The 24,011-nt window shown below is 37.6% G+C and carries 23 protein-coding genes; 19 read left to right on the plus strand and 4 right to left on the minus strand.

The window, feature by feature from the left end; all coding sequences use genetic code 11:
- Window positions 1-11: 11 nt before the first annotated feature.
- A complete protein-coding gene (locus C1724_RS17945; protein ID WP_102348131.1) occupies window positions 12-1,505 on the minus strand; it encodes a peptide MFS transporter in 1,494 nt (497 codons plus the stop codon).
- Between the two features lie 176 nt (window positions 1,506-1,681).
- Window positions 1,682-1,816: a DUF4023 domain-containing protein gene (locus C1724_RS17950; RefSeq protein ID WP_102348132.1), complete on the minus strand. Its 135-nt coding sequence runs from the start codon at window positions 1,814-1,816 to the stop codon at window positions 1,682-1,684.
- Between the two features lie 213 nt (window positions 1,817-2,029).
- On the opposite strand from C1724_RS17950, the gene urtA reads away from it, so the two are divergent.
- From urtA to C1724_RS18040, 18 genes are all read left to right on the plus strand, one after another.
- Window positions 2,030-3,304 (plus strand): urea ABC transporter substrate-binding protein, encoded by a 1,275-nt coding sequence (gene urtA, locus C1724_RS17955; RefSeq protein WP_102348133.1) that lies wholly within the window; start codon window positions 2,030-2,032, stop codon window positions 3,302-3,304.
- 193 nt (window positions 3,305-3,497) lie between these two features.
- On the plus strand, window positions 3,498-4,403 hold the full coding sequence (gene urtB / locus C1724_RS17960) for an urea ABC transporter permease subunit UrtB (RefSeq protein WP_102348134.1): 906 nt from the start codon (window positions 3,498-3,500) through the stop codon (window positions 4,401-4,403).
- Window positions 4,404-4,426: 23 nt separating this feature from the next.
- The gene (gene urtC, locus C1724_RS17965; RefSeq protein ID WP_180994324.1) at window positions 4,427-5,521 is read left to right on the plus strand and encodes an urea ABC transporter permease subunit UrtC; all 1,095 of its coding nucleotides are present in this window, start codon (window positions 4,427-4,429) and stop codon (window positions 5,519-5,521) included.
- Window positions 5,469-6,233 carry an urea ABC transporter ATP-binding protein UrtD gene (gene urtD, locus C1724_RS17970; RefSeq protein ID WP_102348135.1) on the plus strand — a complete coding sequence of 255 codons (765 nt, stop codon included), beginning with the start codon at window positions 5,469-5,471 and terminating at the stop codon, window positions 6,231-6,233. The genes urtC and urtD overlap by 53 nt, the downstream gene beginning before the upstream one ends.
- Complete coding sequence (gene urtE, locus C1724_RS17975) at window positions 6,233-6,931, plus strand: urea ABC transporter ATP-binding subunit UrtE (protein ID WP_102348136.1); 699 nt, start codon at window positions 6,233-6,235, stop codon at window positions 6,929-6,931. Before urtD ends, urtE begins: the two co-directional genes overlap by 1 nt.
- 12 nt (window positions 6,932-6,943) lie before the next feature.
- Entirely contained in the window at window positions 6,944-7,246 is a 303-nt protein-coding gene (ureA, locus tag C1724_RS17980; RefSeq protein ID WP_102348137.1) for an urease subunit gamma, read from the plus strand.
- Window positions 7,247-7,312: 66 nt separating this feature from the next.
- Window positions 7,313-7,678, plus strand: coding sequence for an urease subunit beta (locus C1724_RS17985; protein ID WP_102348138.1), 366 nt, complete (start codon window positions 7,313-7,315; stop codon window positions 7,676-7,678).
- A complete protein-coding gene (ureC, locus tag C1724_RS17990) occupies window positions 7,678-9,393 on the plus strand; it encodes an urease subunit alpha (RefSeq protein ID WP_102348139.1) in 1,716 nt (571 codons plus the stop codon). Before C1724_RS17985 ends, ureC begins: the two co-directional genes overlap by 1 nt.
- Window positions 9,394-10,109: 716 nt before the next feature.
- Complete coding sequence (locus C1724_RS17995) at window positions 10,110-10,553, plus strand: urease accessory protein UreE (RefSeq protein WP_102348140.1); 444 nt, start codon at window positions 10,110-10,112, stop codon at window positions 10,551-10,553.
- A complete protein-coding gene (locus tag C1724_RS18000; RefSeq protein WP_258000451.1) occupies window positions 10,495-11,229 on the plus strand; it encodes an urease accessory protein UreF in 735 nt (244 codons plus the stop codon). Before C1724_RS17995 ends, C1724_RS18000 begins: the two co-directional genes overlap by 59 nt.
- A 21-nt stretch (window positions 11,230-11,250) precedes the next feature.
- Window positions 11,251-11,892, plus strand: coding sequence for an urease accessory protein UreG (gene ureG / locus C1724_RS18005; RefSeq protein ID WP_102348142.1), 642 nt, complete (start codon window positions 11,251-11,253; stop codon window positions 11,890-11,892).
- Window positions 11,870-12,685: an urease accessory protein UreD gene (locus C1724_RS18010; RefSeq protein WP_102348143.1), complete on the plus strand. Its 816-nt coding sequence runs from the start codon at window positions 11,870-11,872 to the stop codon at window positions 12,683-12,685. Before ureG ends, C1724_RS18010 begins: the two co-directional genes overlap by 23 nt.
- A 174-nt stretch (window positions 12,686-12,859) precedes the next feature.
- Window positions 12,860-14,104: a benzoate/H(+) symporter BenE family transporter gene (locus C1724_RS18015; RefSeq protein WP_102348144.1), complete on the plus strand. Its 1,245-nt coding sequence runs from the start codon at window positions 12,860-12,862 to the stop codon at window positions 14,102-14,104.
- A gap of 104 nt (window positions 14,105-14,208) precedes the next feature.
- Window positions 14,209-15,951, plus strand: a complete 1,743-nt coding sequence (locus C1724_RS18020) for an ABC transporter ATP-binding protein (protein ID WP_102348145.1) — start codon at window positions 14,209-14,211, stop codon at window positions 15,949-15,951.
- A gap of 13 nt (window positions 15,952-15,964) precedes the next feature.
- Window positions 15,965-17,770 carry an ABC transporter ATP-binding protein gene (locus tag C1724_RS18025; RefSeq protein ID WP_102348365.1) on the plus strand — a complete coding sequence of 602 codons (1,806 nt, stop codon included), beginning with the start codon at window positions 15,965-15,967 and terminating at the stop codon, window positions 17,768-17,770.
- 495 nt (window positions 17,771-18,265) lie between these two features.
- Entirely contained in the window at window positions 18,266-19,102 is an 837-nt protein-coding gene (locus C1724_RS18030; RefSeq protein ID WP_102348146.1) for a MetQ/NlpA family ABC transporter substrate-binding protein, read from the plus strand.
- Between the two features lie 150 nt (window positions 19,103-19,252).
- Window positions 19,253-20,401: an acyl-CoA dehydrogenase family protein gene (locus C1724_RS18035; RefSeq protein ID WP_102348366.1), complete on the plus strand. Its 1,149-nt coding sequence runs from the start codon at window positions 19,253-19,255 to the stop codon at window positions 20,399-20,401.
- A 215-nt stretch (window positions 20,402-20,616) separates the two neighbouring features.
- Entirely contained in the window at window positions 20,617-21,876 is a 1,260-nt protein-coding gene (locus C1724_RS18040) for a DUF5667 domain-containing protein (protein ID WP_102348147.1), read from the plus strand.
- Between the two features lie 45 nt (window positions 21,877-21,921).
- On the opposite strand, the gene C1724_RS18045 is transcribed toward C1724_RS18040, so the two are convergent.
- Window positions 21,922-22,284: a hypothetical protein gene (locus C1724_RS18045; RefSeq protein ID WP_102348148.1), complete on the minus strand. Its 363-nt coding sequence runs from the start codon at window positions 22,282-22,284 to the stop codon at window positions 21,922-21,924.
- Window positions 22,285-22,396: 112 nt separating this feature from the next.
- Here C1724_RS18045 and C1724_RS25725 point away from each other — a divergent pair, with 112 nt between their 5' ends.
- Entirely contained in the window at window positions 22,397-22,543 is a 147-nt protein-coding gene (locus C1724_RS25725) for a hypothetical protein (RefSeq protein ID WP_180994325.1), read from the plus strand.
- Between the two features lie 269 nt (window positions 22,544-22,812).
- On the opposite strand, the gene C1724_RS18055 is transcribed toward C1724_RS25725, so the two are convergent.
- The gene (locus C1724_RS18055; RefSeq protein WP_102348150.1) at window positions 22,813-23,829 is read right to left on the minus strand and encodes a linear amide C-N hydrolase; all 1,017 of its coding nucleotides are present in this window, start codon (window positions 23,827-23,829) and stop codon (window positions 22,813-22,815) included.
- Window positions 23,830-24,011 lie beyond the last annotated feature (182 nt).

The raw sequence follows: 24,011 nt of genomic DNA on the forward strand, positions 1-24,011 counted from the left end.
TGTGTCTACGATTAACGAACGCCTTTCATATACTTTTGAATGATCGGGGCTACTAAGAATAATAGTATACCAAGTGCGATTGCAGCGCCACCGATTACACCAAAGTATTGCATTTCTGTTTCTGGGGAATAAAACTTAACAATCTGTGCATTAATAGCTTGAGCTGCGGCGTTTGATAAAAACCATAAGCTCATTGTTTGTGCTGAAAATGCAGCAGGTGCAAGCTTTGTTGTGGCCGACAGTCCAACTGGTGATAAACACAATTCACCAAGCACAACTATGAAATAACTAAGAACTAACCATAATGGATTTACTAATGAGTCCGCTCCACCAAAGTAAGCGGGTAAAAGAATTACAAGAAATGATAATCCAGCAAATAATAAACCTAAAGAGAACTTTTGAGGTATTGAAGGCTGGCGTTTACCTAGCTTTACCCATAACCAAGCAAATACTGGAGCTAAAATGATAATAAATAGTGGGTTTAGAGATTGGAACCATGCAGGCGAAATTGTAATGCCTGCAAACTCAAGCTGTGTCCGCTTGTCTGCATAGTTAGCAAGAATAGTTGCACCTTGTTCTTGAATAGCCCAAAACATTACAGACGCAATAAATAGCGGAATATAAGCAAGAATACGTGAACGTTCTACTTCTGTAGTTTTCGGGCTGCGATACATAACAATGAAATAAACAGTAGGGATTAAAATACCTAAAATACCAACTAAGCTAATAAAGGTTGTAATTGTTAAATATCCCATTGGAATTGTGATTGCAAGCAGTATTCCAATTACAGCTGCTGCAATTAAAAATGATGTAAACACCTTTTTTCGTTCAGTTGAAGATAATGGATTTGCAACTGTCGTACCAGCAAGTCCAAGATTTTTTTTCTTTGTAACAATAAATATAACTAAGCCTAAAAACATACCAACTGCTGCTATGGCAAAACCTAAGTGGAAACTATACTTCATTCCAACTTCCCCAACAATTAAAGGTGCAAGGAAACCACCCATGTTAATGCCCATATAGAATATACTGAAACCAGCATCGCGGCGGTCATCTTTTTCAGCGTAAATATCACCGACGACACTTGATACGTTAGGTTTCAGTAACCCTGTACCAAGCACGATCAGTACCATGGAAACAAAGAACATTGATAGCGTTCCAGGTATAGCTAACGCGATATGACCTAACATGATTAATATACCACCATAAAAGACCGCTCGTGATGTCCCTAACAATCGATCGGCCAACCAACCACCAATAATACCAGACATATAAACTAATGAACCATAAATAGACATAATTGCAAGGGCTACAGTTTCGTCAAGACCTAAGCCGCCTTTGGAGATTTCATAATACATGTAATAAAGTAGGATTGCTCTCATTCCGTAGTATGAGAATCGCTCCCAGAATTCCGTGAAGAATAGCGTGAATAGCCCTTTAGGATGTCCGAAAAATCCTTTTTGAGGGACGCTATTGACAATTTCCTCTTTCGTATATTTCGACATAATTCGACCTCCTTTATCGTTATATTATAATATCTTTTTTTAGTTAATCTTTTTAAAAGATAATTAGTAAGATTGAAAAGAGGGAAAATATTTCAAAATAATAATAGAAGTCCTTGTTTGATCTGGATAGTCTGACCCCTAGTAAATTTGGGGTCAGACTGCTGGGTGGGGGACTGCTAATTCCCCTTCGCTTGGCTGTGCTGCTTATTAGGTAAACGATCCATCGGATGGCCTTTGCCTTTTTTTCTATTTCTTTCATCCTTTGCCTGTCTATCATGTAAGTCTGCTAGAAATTCCTGTGTGCTTTTCATATTTTTCCCCTCCTTTATTCGTTCTAATGATTAATTTAACCAATTGGTTTAAAAACATGTGAATCGACGGAAAAATAGTCCGTTTACATTTTGAAAATTCAAAACTATGTTAGATATACTCACACAAAAATTGATCGGAGTTTAACGGTGATATACCATAAGGTGGTAGGTTAAGTAACATGTAAGTTACATATTAACGAGGGGGAAATTAAAATGAGATTTAAACAGTTATTCTTTGTTTTAATCATTGCTGCTTTTGTAATGGTTATGACTGCATGTTCAGGTGGAGCCAATGAAGCGTCTGCACCGCAAGAGGGAACAACAGCATCTGATAGCGGGAGTTCTACAGAAACAACTTCAGAGAGTGGTGATGTAATTGAAGTTGGGATTTTACATTCATTAAGTGGAACTATGGCAATTAGTGAAACATCTGTGCATGATGCTGAATTATTAGCTATTAAAGAAATAAATGCAAATGGTGGTGTACTAGGAAAACAAGTTAAACCGATTATTGAAGATGGTGCCTCAGACTGGCCCACATTTGCTGAAAAAGCAAAGAAGTTATTACAGCAGGATCAAGTGGCCACTATTTTTGGAGGCTGGACATCTGCTAGCCGAAAAGCAATGTTACCGGTTGTAGAGGAAAATAACGGATTGTTATGGTACCCGGTTCAATATGAAGGTATGGAAAGCTCACCTAATATTTTTTACACAGGTGCAGCACCCAACCAACAAATTGTACCAGCTGTAGAATGGCTTTTAGAAAACCGTGGTACAAAATTCTACCTTTTAGGTTCTGACTATGTGTTCCCAAGAACAGCTAACGCAGCCATTAAAGCTCAATTAGCTGCACAAGGCGGCGAACTAGTCGGTGAAGAATATACCCCGCTAGGTCATACTGATTACAATACTGTCATTGCAAAAATCAAGAGTGAACAACCTGAAGTAATTTTTAACACATTGAATGGAGATAGTAACGTTGCTTTCTTTAAGCAATTAAAAGATGCAGGCATCACTGCAGAAGATATGACTGTCCTATCTGTAAGTGTCGCAGAAGAAGAAGTTAGAGGTATTGGTGCTGGTGTAATTGCCGGTCATTTAACGAGCTGGAATTACTACCAGACAACAGATACACCTGAAAATGCCAAGTTTGTTGAGGCGTATAAAGCTGAATATGGGGAGGATCGTGTAACAGCTGATCCAATTGAAGCTGGATATTTCGGGGTATATTTATGGGCTGCTGCAGTTGAAAAGGCTGGCACAACTGAAGTTGAGGCAGTGAAGGAAGCGGCCAAAGGATTAGAATTTAATGCTCCAGGAGGTCTTGTAAAAGTAGATGGTGATAACCAACACGTATACAAAACAGTAAGAATTGGAGAAGTACAAGAAGACGGCCAAATTAAAGAACTATGGAACTCAGGTGAGCCTGTTAAACCGGATCCATACTTAAAAGGATTTGAGTGGGCTAGCGGCTTAAGCGCTGAGTAAGGAAAATTGAATAGAGGGGTTTTCCCCTCTTTTCAATATGAAATTTACTGTGGGAGATGTCTTCTTCGCTAATATCTTCATATTTAACAAGTCTTCGCATTACTATCTTCGGTTTTCAAATTGCTAGGAAAAATCGCTTTGATTAGTTCCTCTTTTAGGTTGTTTGTCTGAGAGAGGTGAGGGGAGTAATAGGATGAGTGGTACTTTATTAACACTATTTAATGGCATTAGTTTAGGTTCAATTCTCTTGCTAATAGCTTTAGGGCTGGCAATTACGTTTGGTTTGATGAAAGTTATCAATATGGCACATGGCGAACTGATTATGATTGGTGCATATGTTACCTATGTTATTCAAAATATTTTTCTTGATTATGCTCCAGAGCAATATTTTGATATGTACTTTATTCTATCGATCCCGATTGCGTTTATAGTCGCCGCAACAATTGGCGCGTTGTTGGAGGTGTCGTTAATACGATTCTTATATAATCGGCCGCTTGATAGTTTGTTAGCTACATATGGTGTCGGGTTAATCCTGCAGCAGTTAGCGAGGTCAATCTTTGGCGCCCCAAACGTTGGTGTTCAAGCGCCAAGCTACTTAAATGGAGGGTTAGAATTAGGCAATTTGATTTTGCCGTATTCGCGTATTTTTATTTTAATTTTAGCATTTTTATGTCTGCTTTCTATTTATATATATTTTTATCGAACAGGGAATGGCCGCAGGGTCAGAGCGGTTATGCAAAATCGACAGATGGCTGAATGCATAGGTGTTCAAACGAGAAAAGTGGATTTAATAACATTTGCTATCGGCTCCGGTTTTGCGGGCATTGCAGGTTGTGCGCTAACCTTACTTGGCCCAATTGGGCCAACAATTGGTACGTATTATATTATTGATGCGTTTATGGTCGTTGTTGTTGGAGGGGTCGGAGCGCTAGTAGGTGCTGTTACGGGTGCATTTGGCATTGGGATATTTAATACAGTATTTGAGTTTTTTACCTCATCTACGATCGGAAAGGTGCTCGTATTTATGTTAATTATTGCCTTTTTACAATGGCGGCCATCAGGGCTAGTAAGCTCTCGTACGCGGGCGCTCGATGACTAAATCAAATATTAGGAGCGTTGAATATGGAAAAGAAAATGAATTCTTTGATTTTTAATCAAAAATATTTGCTGCTTGGTATATTTATTGTCTTACTGTTGGCACCGTTATTTCTATCCGATTTTCGCTTAAATTTGCTTGGCAAATTTCTGGCTTTTGCAATTTTAGTGGTCGGTCTTGATTTGTTATGGGGTTATACAGGTGTATTAAGCCTAGGGCATGGGATTTTCTTTGGTTTTGGTGCTTATGCTATGGCCATGTATTTAAAATTAGACGCATCCGGCGGAAAACTTCCTGACTTTATGCAGTGGAGCGGTATGCAAGAGCTCCCGTGGCTATGGGTGCCGTTTCAAAATCCAGTTCTAGCGATCGCGTTAGGTATTTTGATTCCATTTATAATTGCTGCCTTTCTTGGCTACTTAACATTTAGAAATCGAATTAATGGTGTGTATTTCACGATTCTCTCGCAGGCATTAGTTGTAGTAGTTGTTACTTTATTTGTTGGACAGCAAAGTTTAACAGGAGGCACAAATGGATTGACGGGTTTTACTAACATTTTTGGGTTTTCATTAGCATCACAATCAACGCAAACGGCAATTTATATTATTACGGCAATTGTTCTAGCGCTTGTTTTTATCGCTAGTAAAAAATTAGTTAGTGGCCGATTAGGTCAAGTGTTAATCGGAATTCGAGATGGTGAAAACCGCCTGCGATTTTTAGGCTATGATCCATCAATTTTTAAAACGTTCATTTATGCACTTTCAGCTGGCATTGCGGGTTTAGCTGGGATGCTATTCGTTCTACAGGTTGGAATTATCTCACCAACGATGATGGGAATTATTCCATCTATTGAAATGGTTTTATGGGTTGCGTTAGGCGGGCGTGGGACATTAATTGGTCCGATTCTTGGTGCGGTTATCGTAAATGGAGGGAAAACAGCATTTAGTGAATCATATCCTGACATTTGGTTATATTTCTTAGGTCTTATGTTTGTAGTTGTTGTTGTGTTCTTACCAAATGGCCTAATGGGATTATTTAAAAGCTTAAAAGAAAGGTGGACAATGCTTTATGCTAAGCAACCAGAGTCAGACCATTCTCGAGTCGAAAAATATTACGGTTGATTTTAGTGGCTTTAAAGCCATTAGTAATCTCGATTTTAAAGTAATGAATAATAAAGTTCATTTTTTAATAGGTCCCAATGGAGCGGGGAAAACGACGTTGCTCGACGTAATCTGTGGTAAAACCCAGGTAACAGACGGAAAGGTACTTTTTAAAGGTAAACAAAATTTAACAAAAATGAAAGAATATAAAATTGTTCATAAAGGAATTTCGCGTAAATTTCAAGCACCGTCCATTTTTCACGAATTAACAGTCTACGAAAATCTCATGATTGCGATGAAACAGGATAAAAGTTTACTAGCAACAATTAAGGCAGTTGTGAATGGCCGCCAACAGCAGGAACTAGAAAAAATGCTAAATTTAATTGGATTAATGGATGCCAAAGATCAAAAAGCTGGGTCATTAGCGCATGGCCAAAAACAATGGCTGGAAATAGCGATGGTATTGGTTCAAGATCCTGCGCTCGTGCTTTTAGATGAACCGATTGCAGGTATGTCTAAAACTGAGCGTGAAAAAACCGGACAAATGATTCGTGAAATAGCTAAGGATCGAACCGTTTTAATTGTTGAGCATGATATGGATTTTGTTAGGAAATATGCAGATGTTGTAACGGTTATGCATGATGGTAAATTACTATGCCAGGGTACAATGGCAGAAGTTCAAAGTGATCCTCGTGTACATGAAGTGTATCTGGGCAAAAAGGGGGGGCAATGATGCTTACATTAGAAAATCTTGAAGTTGGTTATGGCGAAAGTATGGTTGTCCGTGATATCGAGATTAATGTAAAAGATAACCAGGTTGTATGCTTAATGGGTCGTAATGGTGTTGGTAAAACAACATTAGTTAAAGCGGTGATGGGGATTCTATCACCGAAAAAAGGAAGAATTATATACAAAAATGAAGAAATAACGAAAAAAAGCCCGTCGTATCGTTCCAAACAAGGCATTGGCTTTGTCCCACAAGGTCGAGAAATTTTCCCGAAGTTGACGGTTTATGAAAATCTTCTAATTGGACTTGAGGCGAGCGGCAGTGCCAAAAAGAATACTATATCTGAGGGCATTTATGAATATTTTCCGATATTAAAAGAGTTCAAGAAGCGAAATGGCGGCGATTTAAGTGGTGGACAACAACAGCAACTTGCAATTGCAAGGGCGCTTGTATCTAATCCATCGTTTCTATTGCTAGATGAACCAACGGAAGGAATTCAGCCGAATATTGTCGCTGAGATCCAAGATGTTATTCGTGATATTAAAAAGAAGTCACAGACGTCGATGATTCTTGTCGAACAAAATTTAGATTTTGCAAAAATTGTAGCAGATTATATTTATGTTATTGATCACGGTTCTGTTGTTTATCAAGGGGCTGTAGATGAAATTGTAGATGAGGAAGTTTATAAATATTTAAGTATATAAGGAGTGTTCCACGTGAAACTTTCTCCAGTTGAGATGGAAAAATTGTTTATTTTTATGGCGGGAGAGCTGGCGCAAAAGCGAAAAGATAAAGGGATAAAACTTAATTATCCAGAATCAATCGCAATTATCAGCTGTTATCTTCTTGAAGGTGCACGTGAAGGAAAAACAGTTGCACAGCTTATGCAGGAAGGCAAAAAGGTGTTAACAGCAGATGACGTTATGGAAGGAATTCCTGAAATGATTGAAAGTGTTCAAATCGAAGCAACCTTTCCGGATGGAACAAAACTTGTAACCGTACATCAGCCGATTGTTTAATCAAGATGCTATCTGGAGCTACGAAAAGATTGGGCAAATTTATTTTAATAAAGGGAGGGCATGGCATTGATTCCAGGAGAATATCGCTTAAAGTCTGGTGAAATAGAGTGTAATTATGGACGGAAGACTACGAGACTTATGGTTTCAAATACTGGTGATCGTCCTGTTCAAGTAGGTTCCCATTTTCATTTTGCTGAAGTAAATAGAGACTTATCTTTTTCACGGCAAGCAGCAATTGGGATGCGCTTAAATATTGCGGCAGGTACAGCGGAACGGTTTGAACCAGGAGAAGAAAAAGAAGTAGATTTAGTAGAAATTGCAGGAAATAAACGGGTATATGGTCTTAATAATCTTACAAGTGGCAGTATTCTTGAAAAAGAAAGTATTGAAACACGTATTAAGCAAGAAGGATTTAAAGGAGTTGGAGAATAATGAAACTAACTCGTTCACAATATGCTAGCTTGTATGGCCCTACTACAGGAGATCAAGTTCGTTTAGCTGATACAGATCTATGGATCGAAATTGAAAAGGATTATACGGTTTACGGCGATGAATGTGTATTTGGTGGAGGGAAGGTTCTGCGTGATGGAATGGGGCAAAATAGTACCCGAACTCGTAATGAAGGTGTATTAGATCTTATTTTAACAAATGCATTAATTGTCGATTATACGGGAATTGTGAAAGCTGATATCGGGATAAAGGATGGGCGCATTGTAGCCATAGGGAAAGGCGGAAATCCCGATATTATGGAGGGTGTTCATCCTAACATGATTGTTGGCGCATCTACCGAAGTAATTGCTTGTGAAGGTAGAATTGTCACTGCTGGAGGCATTGATGCACATATTCATTTTATTAGTCCGCAGCAGATAGATACTGCTATTTCTTCAGGTGTCACTACGATGATTGGCGGTGGTACTGGACCGGCAACGGGTACGAACGCGACGACATGTACACCTGGTGAATGGAATATTGCTAGAATGCTAGAGACTGCTGAGGAATTTCCAGTTAATCTTGGTTTTTTAGGTAAAGGAAATGCCTCATCACCAGAGCCGCTCCGTGAACAAGTAGAAGCTGGAGCAATTGGCTTAAAGCTACACGAGGATTGGGGAACAACACCGGCAACGATTAGTCAGTGCTTGAGTGTTGCAGATGAAATGGATGTGCAAGTTGCAATTCATACAGATACATTAAATGAAGCCGGCTTTTTAGAGGATACGGTTAAAGCGATTGGTGATCGAGTCATTCATACATACCATACAGAAGGGGCTGGCGGCGGACATGCACCTGATATCATGAAAATTGCCTCTTATCCTAATGTCCTTCCATCATCAACCAATCCAACGCGTCCATTTACAGTCAACACAATCGATGAGCATTTAGATATGCTGATGGTTTGTCATCATCTTGACCATAATGTTCAAGAGGATGTGGCATTTGCTGATTCGAGAATTCGGCCTGAAACAATAGCAGCAGAGGATATTTTACATGACTTAGGTGTAATTAGTATGATTTCTTCCGACTCACAAGCAATGGGTCGAGTGGGCGAGGTGATCATGCGCACGTGGCAAACTGCGGATAAAATGAAAAAGCAACGCGGGCTACTTGAAGAGGATCTGGAATCGGATGCTGATAATACGCGTGTTAAGCGATACATTGCAAAATATACAATCAATCCTGCGCTTACTCATGGAATTAGTCATGAAATCGGTTCGCTTGAACCTGGGAAATTTGCGGATATTGTTGTATGGGATCCTCAGTTCTTTGGAGTAAAACCAGAGCTAGTGTTAAAGGGCGGAATGATTAGTTATGCGCAAATGGGCGATCCAAATGCCTCCATTCCAACACCGCAGCCGGTTTTTAACCGCCCGATGTTCGGTTCATTTGGCAATGCAAAATACAGCACGTCTTTCACATTTATCTCACAGGCTGCTTATGATAAGAAAATTCCTGAACAGCTCGGGCTAAAAAAGAAAATTGGCGTTGTTAAAAATTGTCGTAATCTTGGAAAAAAGGATTTGCCATATAATAGTGAAACACCAGAAATCGACATAAATCCGGAGACATATGAAGTGAAGGTTGATGGAAAAAGAATTACATGTGAACCGCTTAAAGAAGTAGCGTTAGCGCAGCGGTATTTCTTATTTTAATGTTGATAATGCAACGAATAGAGATTAATCGAGCCCGTGAGAGCAGAAAAAAAGCTGCAGCGGAAACGAATAGGAGTTAATTGTACCCGGGTGAACAAGAAAAACGTTGCAGCGGAAACGAATAAGGGATAATCGTGCCCAGGTGAACAAGAAAAACGTTGCAGCGGAAACGAATAGGAGTTAATTGTACCCGGGTGAACAAGAAAAACGTTGCAGCGGAAACGAATAAGGGATAATCGTGCCCAGGTGAACAAGAAAAACGTTGCAGCGGAAACGAATAGGAGTTAATCGAGCCCGTGAGAGCAGAAAAAAAGCTGCAGCGGAAACGAATAGGAGTTAATCGAGCCCGTGAGAGCAGAAAAAAAGCTGCACTGGTAACGAATAAGGGATAATCGAGCCCGGGTGAACAAGAAAAACGTTGCAGCGGAAACGAATAGGAGTTAATCGAGCCCGTGAGAGCAGAAAAAAAGCTGCAGCGGAAACGAATAGGAGTTAATCGAGCCCGTGAGAACAGAAAAAAAGCTGCAGCGGAAACGAATAGGAGTTAATCGTACCCGTGAGAGCAAGAAAAACGTTGCAATGGAAACGAATAGAAACTGCTAATCATACCGACGGAGACTAAGAGTGTCTACAGCGGTTAAAAAAACACATGCAGCAAATTAAATAATCAAAAAAACTATTATTCTATTAACTATAAATATTAAGGGAGATCTATGATGTTAACAAAAGTAGTACTAGGAAGTATTGAGGAGAGGGATGTGCCTCATTATAATCGAGAATTTATTGAGTTGGATTGGGATGAGCTAAATAAACGGATTTTAAGAAAACGTACAGATAAAGGGACTGATATTGCGGTTTCACTTGATAAAGAAGGGCCACTAAAAGTAGGTGATATCCTTTATCAAGATGAAAATGTCCAAATTGTTGTTCGAACAAAAAAAGAAAAAGTATATGTCATTTACCCAAATTCAATGGTTGAAATGGGGAAGGTGGCATTTGAATTGGGCAATCGTCATACCCCTTGTTTAATTTCAGTCGAAGAGATTGTGGTTCGCTATGATGAAACATTAGTACGTCTATTCGAAGAGGTTGGTGTTAAGTATGAGCAAACAGAACGCAGATTTAAACAACCGTTTAAATACAGAGGACATAAACACTAATCTTCTATATTTAATGCATATTAATGATTCTGCGTTTCCGATTGGCTCGTACACCCATTCGTTTGGGATGGAAACGTATATTCAATCTGATGAAATTCGTACTAAAGAAGATTTGCTGTCTTTTTGTACAGTTTATGTTTGCGAAAATCTATTATATAACGATGCGGTTTTTGTAAAAAAAGCATATGAAAATGCGAAAAATGTTGAATGGGCTGAACTTGTTAAGCTAGAAAAGATTTGCGACGCCTCGAAAAGTGCTTATGAATCAAGAGAAGCTAGTAAGAAGATGGGAAAGCAATTTCTCCAGTCAATTTTGCCTGTCACATCATTTGAGTCATTACAGTTATGGAAAGAAAAGATAGATGAAAAAGAGGTTAAAGGTCATTATTCAGTGATTTATGGGATGTATGCGGTTCAAATGGGTTTCACAATAGAAACTACACTTTTATCGTTTATGTATTCTTCTACCGTAGCACTCATCCATAATGCTGTGAGGGCAATTCCACTTGGTCAGCGGGCAGGTATTGAAGTCATTCATAAGCTTATCCCAATTATAACAACAGCTGCGAAGAGGGCTGAACAGCTATCGTTGCAGCAACTCTCCAATCACGCGATTGGTATTGAGTTAGCTTCCATGCAGCACCAATTTTTACATTCAAGATTATTTATTTCATAAAATGAAAGGAGTAACTTTTTCATGAAACCAGTACGAATCGGAATAGGTGGACCTGTTGGTTCAGGAAAAACAGCGCTTGTTGAGAGATTAACTAGAGAAATGTCCGACAAATATAATATGGCTGTTATTACGAATGATATATATACGAAAGAAGATGCGCAGTTTTTAACGAAAAATGGTGTGTTGGCTCCAGAAAGAATTATCGGTGTTGAAACAGGAGGGTGCCCGCATACAGCAATTAGAGAAGATGCGTCGATGAATTTTGAGGCCATTGCGGAATTAAATCGTCGTTTTCTTGATTTAGATATTATTTTATTAGAAAGCGGTGGCGATAACCTTTCAGCAACGTTCAGCCCAGAGCTAGTAGATGGCTTTATTTATGTTATTGATGTAGCAGAAGGTGGCGATATTCCGCGTAAAGGTGGACCAGGAGTAACACGATCCGATTTATTATTAGTAAATAAAATTGATCTTGCACCATATGTTGAGGTTGACCTTGATAAAATGAGGGAAGATGCTAAAAATGCTCGCAAGGATCGACCATTTGTTTTTACGAATGTGAAAAAAGGCGATGGTATTGAACAAGTAATTGAGTGGATTCGTTATTATATGCTTCTTGAGGGAAGTGAACAAGGAGAAAATGTTACAGTTAGCAAGGAATAGACTTGAAGAAACTATCGGGGCTTATGGAAAACTAGAGTTAGTTTTTGAGCATAGGCAACAGCGCACAAAGTTAATTGATTGTTATCAAGCACCACCGCTTAAAGCCAGTCGAGCACTGTACCCTAATCATGACCATCAGGCAACGGTATTTTTAATGGAGTCATCTGGGGGGCTTGTTGCTGGCGATCTAAATGAGTATAAGATTCATGTAAAAGAAGGTGGCTCTGTTTGCTTAAAGCCACAAAGTGCGACGAAGGTTTATCCTTCCTTTAATGAACTGCCAAGCCGTCAATCAGTATCAATTGTGCTAGAAGATCGGGCGGAACTTGTGTGGGACCGCGAAGAAATTATTCCTTTTAAAGATTCAAAGTTCATTGGTAGTAGTTCAGTAGAAATGAGAAAATCCTCAACCTTACTCTGGGGAGAAATCCTTTACCCGGGACGTGATAAACGAGGTGAATGTTTTTTGTTTCAAGAATGTAATACACATCTAGAAGTCTGGGTAGAAGACGATTGTATTGTTTATGATTCACTATCATTGAATCCTAGTAAACAACAGTTAAAGTGCATTGGAGCTCTTGAAGGATATAACTATATTGGTTCTGCTTGGTTTATATCACCTCACGTCGAAAACATTGATGAAGGGAAGTTAATTCAAGAATTAACGCGAACAATCGATCACAAAGCAGGCATAACGAAGTTAAATGGGAATGGTATTTTAGTAAGATGGTTATCGAATAGCTTACCATTACTAAAACGAGAAATGGAGAAGGTTTTTAAACTGTTAAAATAATAAAATGATTTAAACCTATGTGTGTTTTCTGTTACCAACACATATAGGTTTATTTTTTTGCCAAAAGTAATGCGAATTTATAGCAAGATAATTTTCATAATATCGTTCTCTCCTTTGTACGGAATAATAGGTGTATAATATGAAGAATAACGCATGTTTAGAGGAGAATTGGCTATGAACATAGTTGGAAAGCTTTTAGGTTCTGGTGGAAATCCACTTAAAGATTTAAATGCGAATAATATTGGCGCAGGATTTGTATCTGCACTCTTATGTATAACAGGTCCGCCTGCGCTAATGTTGGCGGCTGCTGCAAATGGAAACTTTACAACAGAGCAAACGATACTTTGGCTATTTGCAGTTAATGTATTTGGAGGTATTTTTAGTATCGTCTTGCCTTTATACTATCGGATGCCGATTGTAGGAGGACATTCAATAACTGGAGTAGCGTTCTTAGCCACCGTTACGACGCAATTTAGTTTTCATGAGTTAATCGGTGCTTATATGTTTTCAGGTATACTCCTTTTACTAGTTGGTTATTTTGGTATTTTTTCAAAATTGATGAGTTATGTTCCGAGAGAAATAATTGCGGCTATGCTTGCTGGGATGATTACCAAGTATATGGTGAACTTTATCGTTTCGATTAGGGATTTATATGTGGTTGGTGGAATTGCACTTTTAGTATATTTTATTTGTGGAAAATATAGCAGACGCATTCCGCCAATGGTAGCTGCTGTATTTACGGCTTTTATACTTTTATATTTAACTCAGGATTTAGGCAGAATCGGAATATTTGTAGACTTTATTCCCCCTTCTATTCAAGTGCCTGATTTTAATTCACTTACGTTCCTTTCTGTATCGGTACCGTTAGCGCTGTTAATTTTAAGCAATGATGCAGCGGTGGGGATTGGTGCAATCGAACAAAATGAATATCGTCCCCCTGTGAATCGAATAGTTACTTTTAGCGGTTTGTTTTCAATTTGTGCTAGCTTTTTTGGTGGACAATCTTCAAATATTGCCGGAATGATGTCTGCTGTATGTTCAGATCGTGGAGCTGGACCAAAGGATAAAAGGTATATGGGTGCGGTTGTTTCGGGAATTTTAATTATATTATTTGGAGTTTTTTCGTGGAAGTTAGTTCCGTTTATTCAATCGCTACCGTCATCATTTGTCGCTATTTTAGTTGGTTTCTCATTAATCGGAGTGTTCGGAAATAGCTTACATACAAGCTTTTCAAAGCCAACGTTGAAAATGAGTGCAGCATTTACCTATATTATTTCAATTTCAGGTATAACAATCTTAAGTATTGGGGCCCCTGTCTGGGCATTGTTAGCCGGTACAATTATCGCGCGCTTTGTTGATAATAATAAGTTGTTGTCAAGTAACAAAAGAAGCGCAAACGTTAAAAGGAAAGTTATTTGATCAACAAGAAGTTGGACGTGAGATTTCTATATTTGTTTCATAAAAGTAGAGGTGCAGTAATAGTGCACCTATTTTTGCTTTAAGAGTGAAAGGCAGGAGTGTGAATGAAGTCGATTCAAGAGTTGTTTAAATATGCAAAGCCATACAAAATGTTTGTTGCCTTAGCACCTATTTTAATGGCAATAGAGGTTTTGATGGATTTAATTCAACCGTTTGTTTTACAACGGATTATTGACGTTGGAATTGCAAACGGTGATACGGATTATGTGATTAGCAGGAGTTTATTAATGATATGTGCTGCGTTTATTGGTTTAATTGGTGGAGCGGGATGTACAATTGTTAGTTCAATAGCGGCAATTCATTTCTCTACCGATGTCCGTAAAGACTTGTTTACAAAAATCAGTCACTTTTCAAGTGAAAATCGTGATGCTTTTGGAGTTGGAAAGTTAATTACCATTGTGACGAATGATTTAACGATTGTTCAAAACGCCTTTATGATGACATTGAGAGTGCTAGTAAGAGGGCCACTTTTATTTATTGGCAGTATTATTATTGTTTATATCAATGCGCGCGAGCTGTTTCCGATCTTATTTGTGATAATTCCTATATTAGTTTTCTGCATTATCATCCTGTCACGCAAAGCGGGTAAACTGTTCGGACATGTACAGGAAGCGATCGATGCCTTAAATAAAAAGGTACAGGAAAACTTAGCGGGAATCCGTGTTATAAAAGCATTTGTACGGAAAGACTATGAAATTAATACATTCAAGACTGTTAATGATCAGCTTACTAAAAAAGCGATCAACGCAGAGCAAGTCATCACGGTTTTAATGCCGATCATGATTCTAATTATTAACAGTGCAACTGTGTTTACATTAGCTTTAGGCTCGTTTAAGGTAGCGAATGATGTCATTCAAGTGGGTGTTATCATTTCTTTTATAAACTATTTAAACATTATTCTAATGAGCTTAATGACAACGAGTATGGTCATGATGCAGTTAATGCGTGCAATTCCGTCAGCAGAGCGGATTCAGTCCATTTTTAATATTAAAATTAACATTGAACAGCAAGGAAATGCTGTTGCTTTTAATGGAATTAGGCAATCGATAGAGTTCAAGAATGTTAGTTTTAGCTATAGTAAAAACGGTGAAAATGTTTTGAATTCAGTTTCATTTAAAATTAATAAAGGTGAGAAGATTGGAATTATTGGACCGACAGGTAGCGGGAAATCAACGTTAATTAAGTTAATACCGAGGGTATACGATGTAGATGAAGGTGAAATTTTAATTGATGGCATTAATGTGAAAGATTATGATTTACAAACGCTGAGATCAGCAATCGGCTTTACTCCTCAAAAATCAATTCTATTTTCAGGTAGTATTGAAGAAAATCTGCGCTATGGTAAAGACAATGCAACTGCCGTTGAGCTGGAAACGGCCTCAAGGAATGCAGGTGCACTTGAGTTTATTGAAAAGCTAGAGAACCGGTTTTCGCATAAGCTTGCGCAGCAATCTACGAATCTTTCCGGCGGTCAAAAACAGCGGCTTTCGATTTCAAGAGCATTTGTTAGAAAGCCATCGGTATTGATATTAGATGACTCAACCTCAGCTGTAGATGCTAGTACAGAACGTTTAATAATAAATGCGCTTAATAAGGAATATCGCAATACAACAACTTTTATAATCGCATCTAAAATCTCTTCAATCGTTGGCTGTGACCAAATCTTAGTAGTAGATGATGGAAAACTTGTTGGCATAGGGATACACCGAGATTTATTAGAAAACTGTTCTCTTTATCAGGAAATTTATGAAACACAAGGTGGAGAGGAGTGGGCAGTAGTTGAGTAACCAAGCGAAAAATATGACAACATTGCATAAAGTAGGGTTCGTGGGTGGCGGTAAGAAAGGGAGATTTGAAACGCCTGCGGCTAAAACAAAGGATGCTAAAAGGACATTGCTGCGGATATGGAATTACATGGAGCGTCAAAAGACAATGCTAGTCGCATCGATTGTGTTGGTTCTCTTGTCTTCATTACTTGGGTTACTAGGACCCTATCTGATTGGGCAAATAATCGATGATTATATTATCCCAAAGGATGTAAACGGAACACTAAAGATGGTGGCGATTTTATTTGGGATTTATGCGATAGCCGCTTTGTTAACCTGGTATCAATCTTATTTAATGGTTCTTGTTTCACTGCGAACAATCCGTTCACTGCGGGAAGAAGTGTTTGTAAAGCTGCAAACACTTTCGTTAAAGTTTTTTGATACACAATCTGACGGTGATTTAATGAGTAGAATTACAAATGATACGGAGACGCTTAATCAAGCTTTAAGTCGAAGTGTCATCCAATTTTTCACCTCCATTTTAACGGTGGTAGGAACTTCAATCGCAATGCTGGCTTTAAATTGGAAGCTTGCTTTAGTTTCCTTTATTGTGATCCCATTAATGCTTTGGGTTACTAGAAAAATAGTACACATCAGCAGGAAAAACTTCTCAGGTCGTCAAAGAGACTTGGGTGAACTTAATGGATATATTGAGGAAAGTATAAGTGGTGGAGAAATCATCACATTATTTGGTAAAGAACAGCATGCAATTAGTCAATTTAATGATGTGAATGAGAGATTGCGGCAATCAGCGCTTCGTGCTGAGCTTTATTCAGGAGTTCTAGGGCCATTTAATAATTTTATTAGTCATTTAGGATTGGGATTGGTGATAGCGGTCGGTGCGGTCATGGCTTTGAATGATTATGCAACGGTCGGTATGATTGCTGCGTTTGTTGTGTATTCGAATCAATTTACAAGGCCGATTAATCAGATGGCTACGCTGCTAAATATGATTCAATCAGCAATAGCAGGTGCTGAGCGTGTGTTTGAAACAATGGATGAAGTGCCTGACTTGAAAGATGCAGAAAATACAGCTAACATTACTAGTTTCGCTGGAGAGGTTGAGTTTTCAAAAGTTTCTTTTAGTTATAATCAAGAGCAGCCTGTACTTCGTGATATTAATTTTAAAGTCAAAGCAGGGCAGACACTTGCGGTTGTCGGTCCAACAGGCTCCGGAAAAACAACGATCGTAAGCTTACTAATGCGCTTTTATGATATAGATTCTGGCGAGATAAAAATTGATGGTCAAAATATTACTCAATATAAAATAAGTGAATTGCGAAAAAGAGTGGGTGTGGTTCTTCAAGATACGTACTTATTTTCAGGAACTATAAAGGAAAACATCCGCTACGGACGATTGGATGCGACCGATGAAGAAGTAGTTGCTGCATCGAAAACAGCGTGTGCACATGGTTTTATCAAACACTTGCCAAGACAATATGAAACGTTGCTCACTTCAGGTGGTGCAAATATTAGTCAAGGTCAAAAACAATTAATTGCAATTGCACGAGCCATTTTAGCTGATGCTGATATATTAATTCTAGATGAGGCAACCTCCAATCTTGATACTAGAACAGAACGGGAAATTCAGAAGGGTCTCGCTAACTTGAAAAGGGGTAAAACAACCTTTGTAATTGCCCACCGCTTGAAAACAATCGAAAGTGCAGACCATATCATTGTTATATCTAACGGTGAATTAATTGAAGAAGGTAATCATGAAGAACTTTTACAAATGCGGAAATATTATTATGAGTTATATCGAAAGCAGTTTGAGCTTTAAAGGTTGTTATTTTAATATAAATTAGCTCACTTTTAAAAAGGATAAAAACACAGCTACCATGGTGCTGTGTTTTTATCTTCTTTTGCTTCGTTGGGGGAAGCTGCGTGGATTTATTTATTGGGAGGATTATAACTGATTTGCTTTTAAAAATAACCATTATGAAATTTTAAAAAATTAAAAAAATGGTTTGACGGGTAATTTTTGACATGCTATTATCTTAATTATCATATAGTATTCCAATTAAATTACTTGGTTTTATTGCTGTGGAGCTGGAGTTTGCATGGTGATATCTCAACAACAAGCTTAGATTTTAGGGTAATGTCCTAATTCCAAAAAGTATAATGCTTGTCTGATAAGTAGAGAGCTACTAAAAATTTTAGCTCTTCAGATCGATGGAGAAGAGGGCTAAATTTTAAAAGTAATAACAGGTAAATTTGGAGGATTTAGTTAGTTGAAATGTATTTTGTAATAGAGTGATAGCAAAGGAGATTAAATATGAAAAAGTTAATTTATGTAGTATTAGTAGGAATGCTAGTGATGTTGGTAGCATGTAGCGGTGAGGAACAAGCTGCAACGCCAGCTCCTGAAGAGAAGAAAGAGATAACGTTTGGCTTTGGTGTGGGTACATATGAAGAACAATTTCAAGATGTAATTCGTCCTATATTAGAGGAACAAGGGTATAAAATCAACGTGAAAACATTTTCGCAAAATATGCAGGTTAACCCTGCTATGCATGAGGGCTCGATCGATGCAAGCGTTTTTCAAAGTACAGCCTACATGGAAGGAATTAATGAAGAGCAAGGTATGAACATGACAGGAATTGCGTTTGTTCCTGGTGCACCACAAGGTTTATATTCTGTAAATCATCAATCGTTAGAGGAGGTTCAAGATGGCACAACAATTGCCCTTCCTAATGATCCTGTTAATCAAGAACGAGCTATTCGAGTTTTAGAGGAGCTTGGTTGGGTTAAAGTTAAAGAAAACGCCGGCACAATCGACTTTAATATCGAAAATGTTGAACCGGATAAATATAAGATTGATTTTCAAATTTTGGACCCAGCCCAAATTTTAGTTTCACTTCAAGATGTTGATTACGGTATTATTAATGGTAATTATATTGCTAATGCTGGTAAAAAAATTACTGATGCATTAAAAATTGAAAATACACCGATGGAGCATCGCATCATAGTTTCTGTTCGAGAAGAAGATGCAAATACTCAATGGGCAAAGGATGTAAAAGCTGCCTATGAGTCTCAGGAATTTGAAGAATATATTTTATCGCTAGAAAAATATGATGGATTTATTTTACCTGAAGTTTGGGAAAATAATTAGGCATCGAAATTTAAATAAAAAGGGCATTAGGTACTCACTTAATGCCTTTTCATATTGTTTAAGGATTAGAGGTATATACTATATAATTAATTAATAGTATTGTGGAAAAATGTAACTATAAAATAAAGGGAGAGAAGTATGGTGTCATCAATACAACAGACATTTGTGAAAACTGAGCAGCAGCAACAGATTTTCGCTAAAATAAGTGAACTTGCAGATCAGTTTTCAAAGCATGCTGATGAGATAGATAAAAATGCTACGTTTCCGTTCGAAAATATCGAACTGCTTAAAAAAAACGGTTATACGAAACTAACAGTGCCCCACAAATATGGTGGAGAAGGCATTTCATTGTATGATCTTGTGCTATTTCAAGAACGTTTGGCCCAAGGAGATGCCTCAACGGCACTTTCAATAGGCTGGCATCTCGGCATCGTTATGGACTTGGCCGATAAACAGCCATGGAAGGAAGCAACATTTCAGCAACTTTGCATGGAGATAGTAGAAAAAGGTACGTTAATCAATAGTGCTGTTTCAGAAAAGGCAACGGGAAGTCCAACACGGGGTGGAAAGCCGTTAACAACTGCTACTAAACAAGGGGACCATTGGGTTTTAAATGGAACAAAGACATTTACGACAATGTCCCCGGCTCTTGATTATTTTATTGTAGTGGCAACGGTAGATGAAAATTATGTTGCTCAATTTTTAGTTCCGCGAGATACAAAGGGATTACAAATTGAGGAAACTTGGGATACGATGGCAATGCGCGGTACAGGCAGTCATGATTTAATTTTAGATAATGTTATTTTATCTGAAGAGGCACTTGTTCAAAAGTTAGATGAGAATTCTAAACGTAAAGCAAGCGGTTGGATGTTGCATATTCCTGCTTGTTATCTTGGAGTGGCTATTGCCGCTAGGGACTATGCCATTCAGTATGCAACAAGCTACAAACCAAACAGCATTAGGGGATCAATAAGCGAATTGCCTAATATCCGCCAGCTTATTGGAAGTATGGAGCTTGAATTAATGAATGCTCGTTACTTTTTATATTCTATTGCTGAAAAATGGGATCATGACGTTGAAAATCGCCATGGATTTCATGCAGAACTCGGGGCCGTTAAACATATTGCTACAAATACTGCAATTTCTGTGGTTGATAAAGCGATGCGAATTACCGGGGCACAAAGTTTGTATACCTCTAGCCCTTTACAACGATATTATCGTGATGTAAGAGCAGGTCTGCACAACCCTCCGATGGATGATGCTGTCATTTCAATGCTAGCAAACCGGGCAATCGAGTAAAGAAATTTGTTGTATTAAGACCAAACTAATTTTATTTAAATTAAAAGCACAACCTTAATGGTCATGTGCTTTTTTTTATTTACAAAGCCCTTATTTTTGTAAGAGAAATTTAAGTTCCTCTTTCGGTTTTAAAAATATTTTTCTAAACAACCGACATAATCTATTTTTCTGCGACGAAAATTCTATTGAACACAACAGAGGAGGAATTAATCATTATGGCATACAAAAAATTAACAAAAGTAGTAGTAAACGGTTTATTAAGTTCAACTTTAGTTCTTACAATGGGTACAGGAGCTGTTTTCGCCAATGAAACTGACAGCGAAACAGCTGTAGTAGAGACTGTAGAAACTAGTTCAGTGCAAACTGAAAATGAGAGCATACAAGAAAATGAGGGGAACGATACAACTTCTCAGCAATCTATTGAAAGTAATGTAACGGGGGAAGAACAAATTGAATTTGAATTAGAAGAATTAGATTCTCCATCATTAATACCTGGAGATTTCTTTTACTTTGTAAAAATGGTGGCTGAAAAAATCCGCCTTGCAGTAACATTTGATGAATATAAAGAAGCACAGTTATTAGCTAATTATGCAGCTGAACGAATTGCTGAAGCAAATGCGCTCATAGCACAAGGAAAGGTAGAAAAAGCGGAACAACTGCTTAAGGATGCAATTTCAATTCAAGAGCTTGCTAGTGAATTATTACCAAGTAATGAAGTAGAAACAGAAGAGGTAGTAGAAGAAACAGCATCAGAAGTAGAGGCAACAGAAACGGCGACCACTGAGGAAGTAGAACCAACAGAAGTAGCATCTGAAACAGTTGAAGAAGTAGATGGAACAGAAACAGATACAGAAGTTGAGTCAACTGAAGAAGAACAAACAGATGAAACAATAGGAGAAATAGAACACAAACTAGCTAATAACATTGATGCTTTATTAATGGTATTAGCAAAGATCGATAATCCAAAGGCACAAGCAGCAATTATGAAGAATATCCAAAAATCGTTTGCAAAACTTGAGAAGAAGATTAAGAAGATGGAAGAGGCTGAATTAAAATTCGCAGAAAAAATGACTGAGATTGAATATAAAGTTGAGATCGGTCAGATTTCGGAAGTAGAAGCAGCTAAAGAAACTGCTAAACTTGAAGTAGAACTAATTAACAAAATTGAAAAAATTGAAGATGAAGAAGAAAAAGATGTTGAAGAAGTTAACAATGAAGTAGAAAAGGAAACTACTGAAGCTACTAATGAAACAGTGAAACAGGAACGAGAAGAAAATAGAGAAGTAGAAAAACAACAACGCGAAGAAGCTAAAAGAATAGCGGAGCAACAACGCGAAGAAGCTAAAAGAGTAGCTGAACAACAACGTGAAGAAGCTAAAAGAATAGCGGAGCAACAGCGTGAGCAAGCAAAAAAGGCAGCAGAACAAAAACGTGAACAAGCTAAAGGAAAAGATAAACAGCAAGAGGAAAAATAATTAAGCTATGAGGTGTATCGAAAAAGTCGGTACACCTCATTCCTTTTATAAGGATTGTTTTCTAAAAAAAATGGCTTTAGCCATTGTTTTTAAAAGCAACTGTCCAATTAAAAATACAATTGCAGTCATTGCAACAGCTGCATCTCTGCCAAAGGGCTTAAACCAACTACTATCATTCGGAATAAACAACATAGCTAATATGAGTGATAATAAAAACGTAACAAAATTTACTGCAATAACGTATCTAGTTTTAATTTGAGCAGATATGATTCCGGCAGTCGCAACAAATAACAGAGAGCCTAATAATAAGAATGTAGTGTCTTCGCGTTTTAAGTATTGTCCATATTCGTACAAGTGAAATAAAAATGGTGCGGGTATTAGAGACAAGATGAGCCAAGTAAGTTTCATAATGCCCTCCTAATATTAGCTTGATTGTTTATTAAAAAGAGATAGTAGGATGCTTATAAGATATAATGCACTAGAGATACCGAAATAAGCAAATATTCCTGGAGTTGCAATCATGTATAAATTCAAGGGTAGAGACCATAAAAAAGCAATAATCATCATTCTATTACTAAGTTTGGTTGACGCGTATACCGCTAGGCATGCAGGCAGCACTAGCATGAAAAAAGTATTAAATATTGGCTCGATGGATGGAGTGTTATAAGGGTTAATAAAGGCAAAGAGTAGCCAAAGCAAAATGGTGATAAAACCACCTGCTATGCCTAAAAAAGCTGACTTTTTTTGCATCTGTATCGCTCCCATTAAAATTTAAATTCTCTTCTTAATACTTTGATGAATTTGGCAGAAATCCTTTTTATTGAGCGATTTCAATAAAAAAAATTTTAAGGTAGCTCAGTTGAATTTATAAAATGAGTATAAAACAAAAGTGAGCCCGAATGTCGTCTTGAATTCGAGCTCAAAGTAATTATTAAATTATACTAAACGATCGCTAACATCCTCACCAAATTTTCCAGCTGTTAGCAGTATAGACGGATGGTAGTGCTTATTAAAATCGATCTTATTTAAATCTAGTATGCGGATAGATTGATTTTCGTTTGTACGAAAATAGTATTTTAAGTTAATATGATCCCTGAATACTTCCCATTGTGTGTAATCATTTTTGGTTGAATGGTTAAGAGAATTATCAATTTCGCCATTAACCAATGTAACCCGATTGATTAGGTGAATAGCTTGTTGAATCCCAGCTTCGGCAGTATTATAAATCTTAGAGTATTTTCTTAATAATGATAAACGAACAAAACGTGAGGGTGGCGTTGAATCTCCAGGCATCCCAAGCATGCCGCTGCCATTGCCAAGCGGAACCCAACTGTTTGATTGTGGGACATTGGTTGCTGTTAAATTTGCATAATTGCGTAGGTTTGTTAAATGCCATGGAAAAAAAGGTGAGTTTGTTAACACGCCGTTATCGTTGTCATAAACTTTAATAACACCTTTTTCACCTTCAATTACAAGGCTTTTTCCGTCTTTATCATGGATTGCCAGGTGAATGCCATGGGTAATGCCAAGTTCACCAATATGAAGTCCAGTAATTGTGAACTGGTTAATAACGGCCTTAACTTCATCCACTGTGCTGCACATACTTAAAATATACTGTAAAAGGTAAACAAAAGATATGTTTACATTTTTATTCGGTGAAGGATTTTGAAATTCGCTTTCTTCTAACCATAAAATCGCTGCAGAAAGTCCTTTCTCGTTCAATCCATCAAAATATAAAGGCAAGCCATATACATTTATTCCAATAAATCCATACTTGCCAGTCCAACTCATCCCTTCTACAGGTAATAGGTTATTTTTGGCACTAACAAAACTAATAAACTTCTTACCACGTGGAATGACCTGAAAAGCAGAATGTAGATTACTTTCCCAGTCCATAGTTCGCGCTGAAATACGTACATTTTGATCACCGGGGATGATCACTTCACTGCACATTTAAATTCTCCTTTCAGACCTTTTTGATACTATATTCATACTTTTAGATGAGGTGTTATCGAATTTGCAGCTGGAACATCAGCAGTATTCTAGGCAAGCATAAATCCTTATGTAAAGTTAGATTAAATAATCTAATAGAGTGCTAGTATTAAAATTTATATGTGTGATTCATTGTATGGTAA

The organism is Bacillus sp. Marseille-P3661 (assembly GCF_900240995.1).
Taxonomy (GTDB): Bacteria; Bacillota; Bacilli; order Bacillales; family Bacillaceae_J; genus OESV01.

Bases quoted from the DNA above. Each gene is read 5' to 3' on its own strand.
- C1724_RS17945 (WP_102348131.1), bottom strand. From the start codon at position 1,505: ATGTCGAAATATACGAAAGAGGAAATTGTCAATAGCGTCCCTCAAAAA.
- C1724_RS17950 (WP_102348132.1), bottom strand. From the start codon at position 1,816: ATGAAAAGCACACAGGAATTTCTAGCAGACTTACATGATAGACAGGCA.
- urtA (WP_102348133.1), top strand. From the start codon at position 2,030: ATGAGATTTAAACAGTTATTCTTTGTTTTAATCATTGCTGCTTTTGTA.
- urtB (WP_102348134.1), top strand. From the start codon at position 3,498: ATGAGTGGTACTTTATTAACACTATTTAATGGCATTAGTTTAGGTTCA.
- urtC (WP_180994324.1), top strand. From the start codon at position 4,427: ATGGAAAAGAAAATGAATTCTTTGATTTTTAATCAAAAATATTTGCTG.
- urtD (WP_102348135.1), top strand. From the start codon at position 5,469: ATGCTAAGCAACCAGAGTCAGACCATTCTCGAGTCGAAAAATATTACG.
- urtE (WP_102348136.1), top strand. From the start codon at position 6,233: ATGCTTACATTAGAAAATCTTGAAGTTGGTTATGGCGAAAGTATGGTT.
- ureC (WP_102348139.1), top strand. From the start codon at position 7,678: ATGAAACTAACTCGTTCACAATATGCTAGCTTGTATGGCCCTACTACA.
- C1724_RS17995 (WP_102348140.1), top strand. From the start codon at position 10,110: ATGTTAACAAAAGTAGTACTAGGAAGTATTGAGGAGAGGGATGTGCCT.
- C1724_RS18000 (WP_258000451.1), top strand. From the start codon at position 10,495: ATGAGCAAACAGAACGCAGATTTAAACAACCGTTTAAATACAGAGGAC.
- ureG (WP_102348142.1), top strand. From the start codon at position 11,251: ATGAAACCAGTACGAATCGGAATAGGTGGACCTGTTGGTTCAGGAAAA.
- C1724_RS18010 (WP_102348143.1), top strand. From the start codon at position 11,870: ATGTTACAGTTAGCAAGGAATAGACTTGAAGAAACTATCGGGGCTTAT.
- C1724_RS18015 (WP_102348144.1), top strand. From the start codon at position 12,860: ATGAACATAGTTGGAAAGCTTTTAGGTTCTGGTGGAAATCCACTTAAA.
- C1724_RS18020 (WP_102348145.1), top strand. From the start codon at position 14,209: ATGAAGTCGATTCAAGAGTTGTTTAAATATGCAAAGCCATACAAAATG.
- C1724_RS18025 (WP_102348365.1), top strand. From the start codon at position 15,965: ATGACAACATTGCATAAAGTAGGGTTCGTGGGTGGCGGTAAGAAAGGG.
- C1724_RS18030 (WP_102348146.1), top strand. From the start codon at position 18,266: ATGAAAAAGTTAATTTATGTAGTATTAGTAGGAATGCTAGTGATGTTG.
- C1724_RS18040 (WP_102348147.1), top strand. From the start codon at position 20,617: ATGGCATACAAAAAATTAACAAAAGTAGTAGTAAACGGTTTATTAAGT.
- C1724_RS18045 (WP_102348148.1), bottom strand. From the start codon at position 22,284: ATGAAACTTACTTGGCTCATCTTGTCTCTAATACCCGCACCATTTTTA.
- C1724_RS25725 (WP_180994325.1), top strand. From the start codon at position 22,397: ATGTATAAATTCAAGGGTAGAGACCATAAAAAAGCAATAATCATCATT.
- C1724_RS18055 (WP_102348150.1), bottom strand. From the start codon at position 23,829: ATGTGCAGTGAAGTGATCATCCCCGGTGATCAAAATGTACGTATTTCA.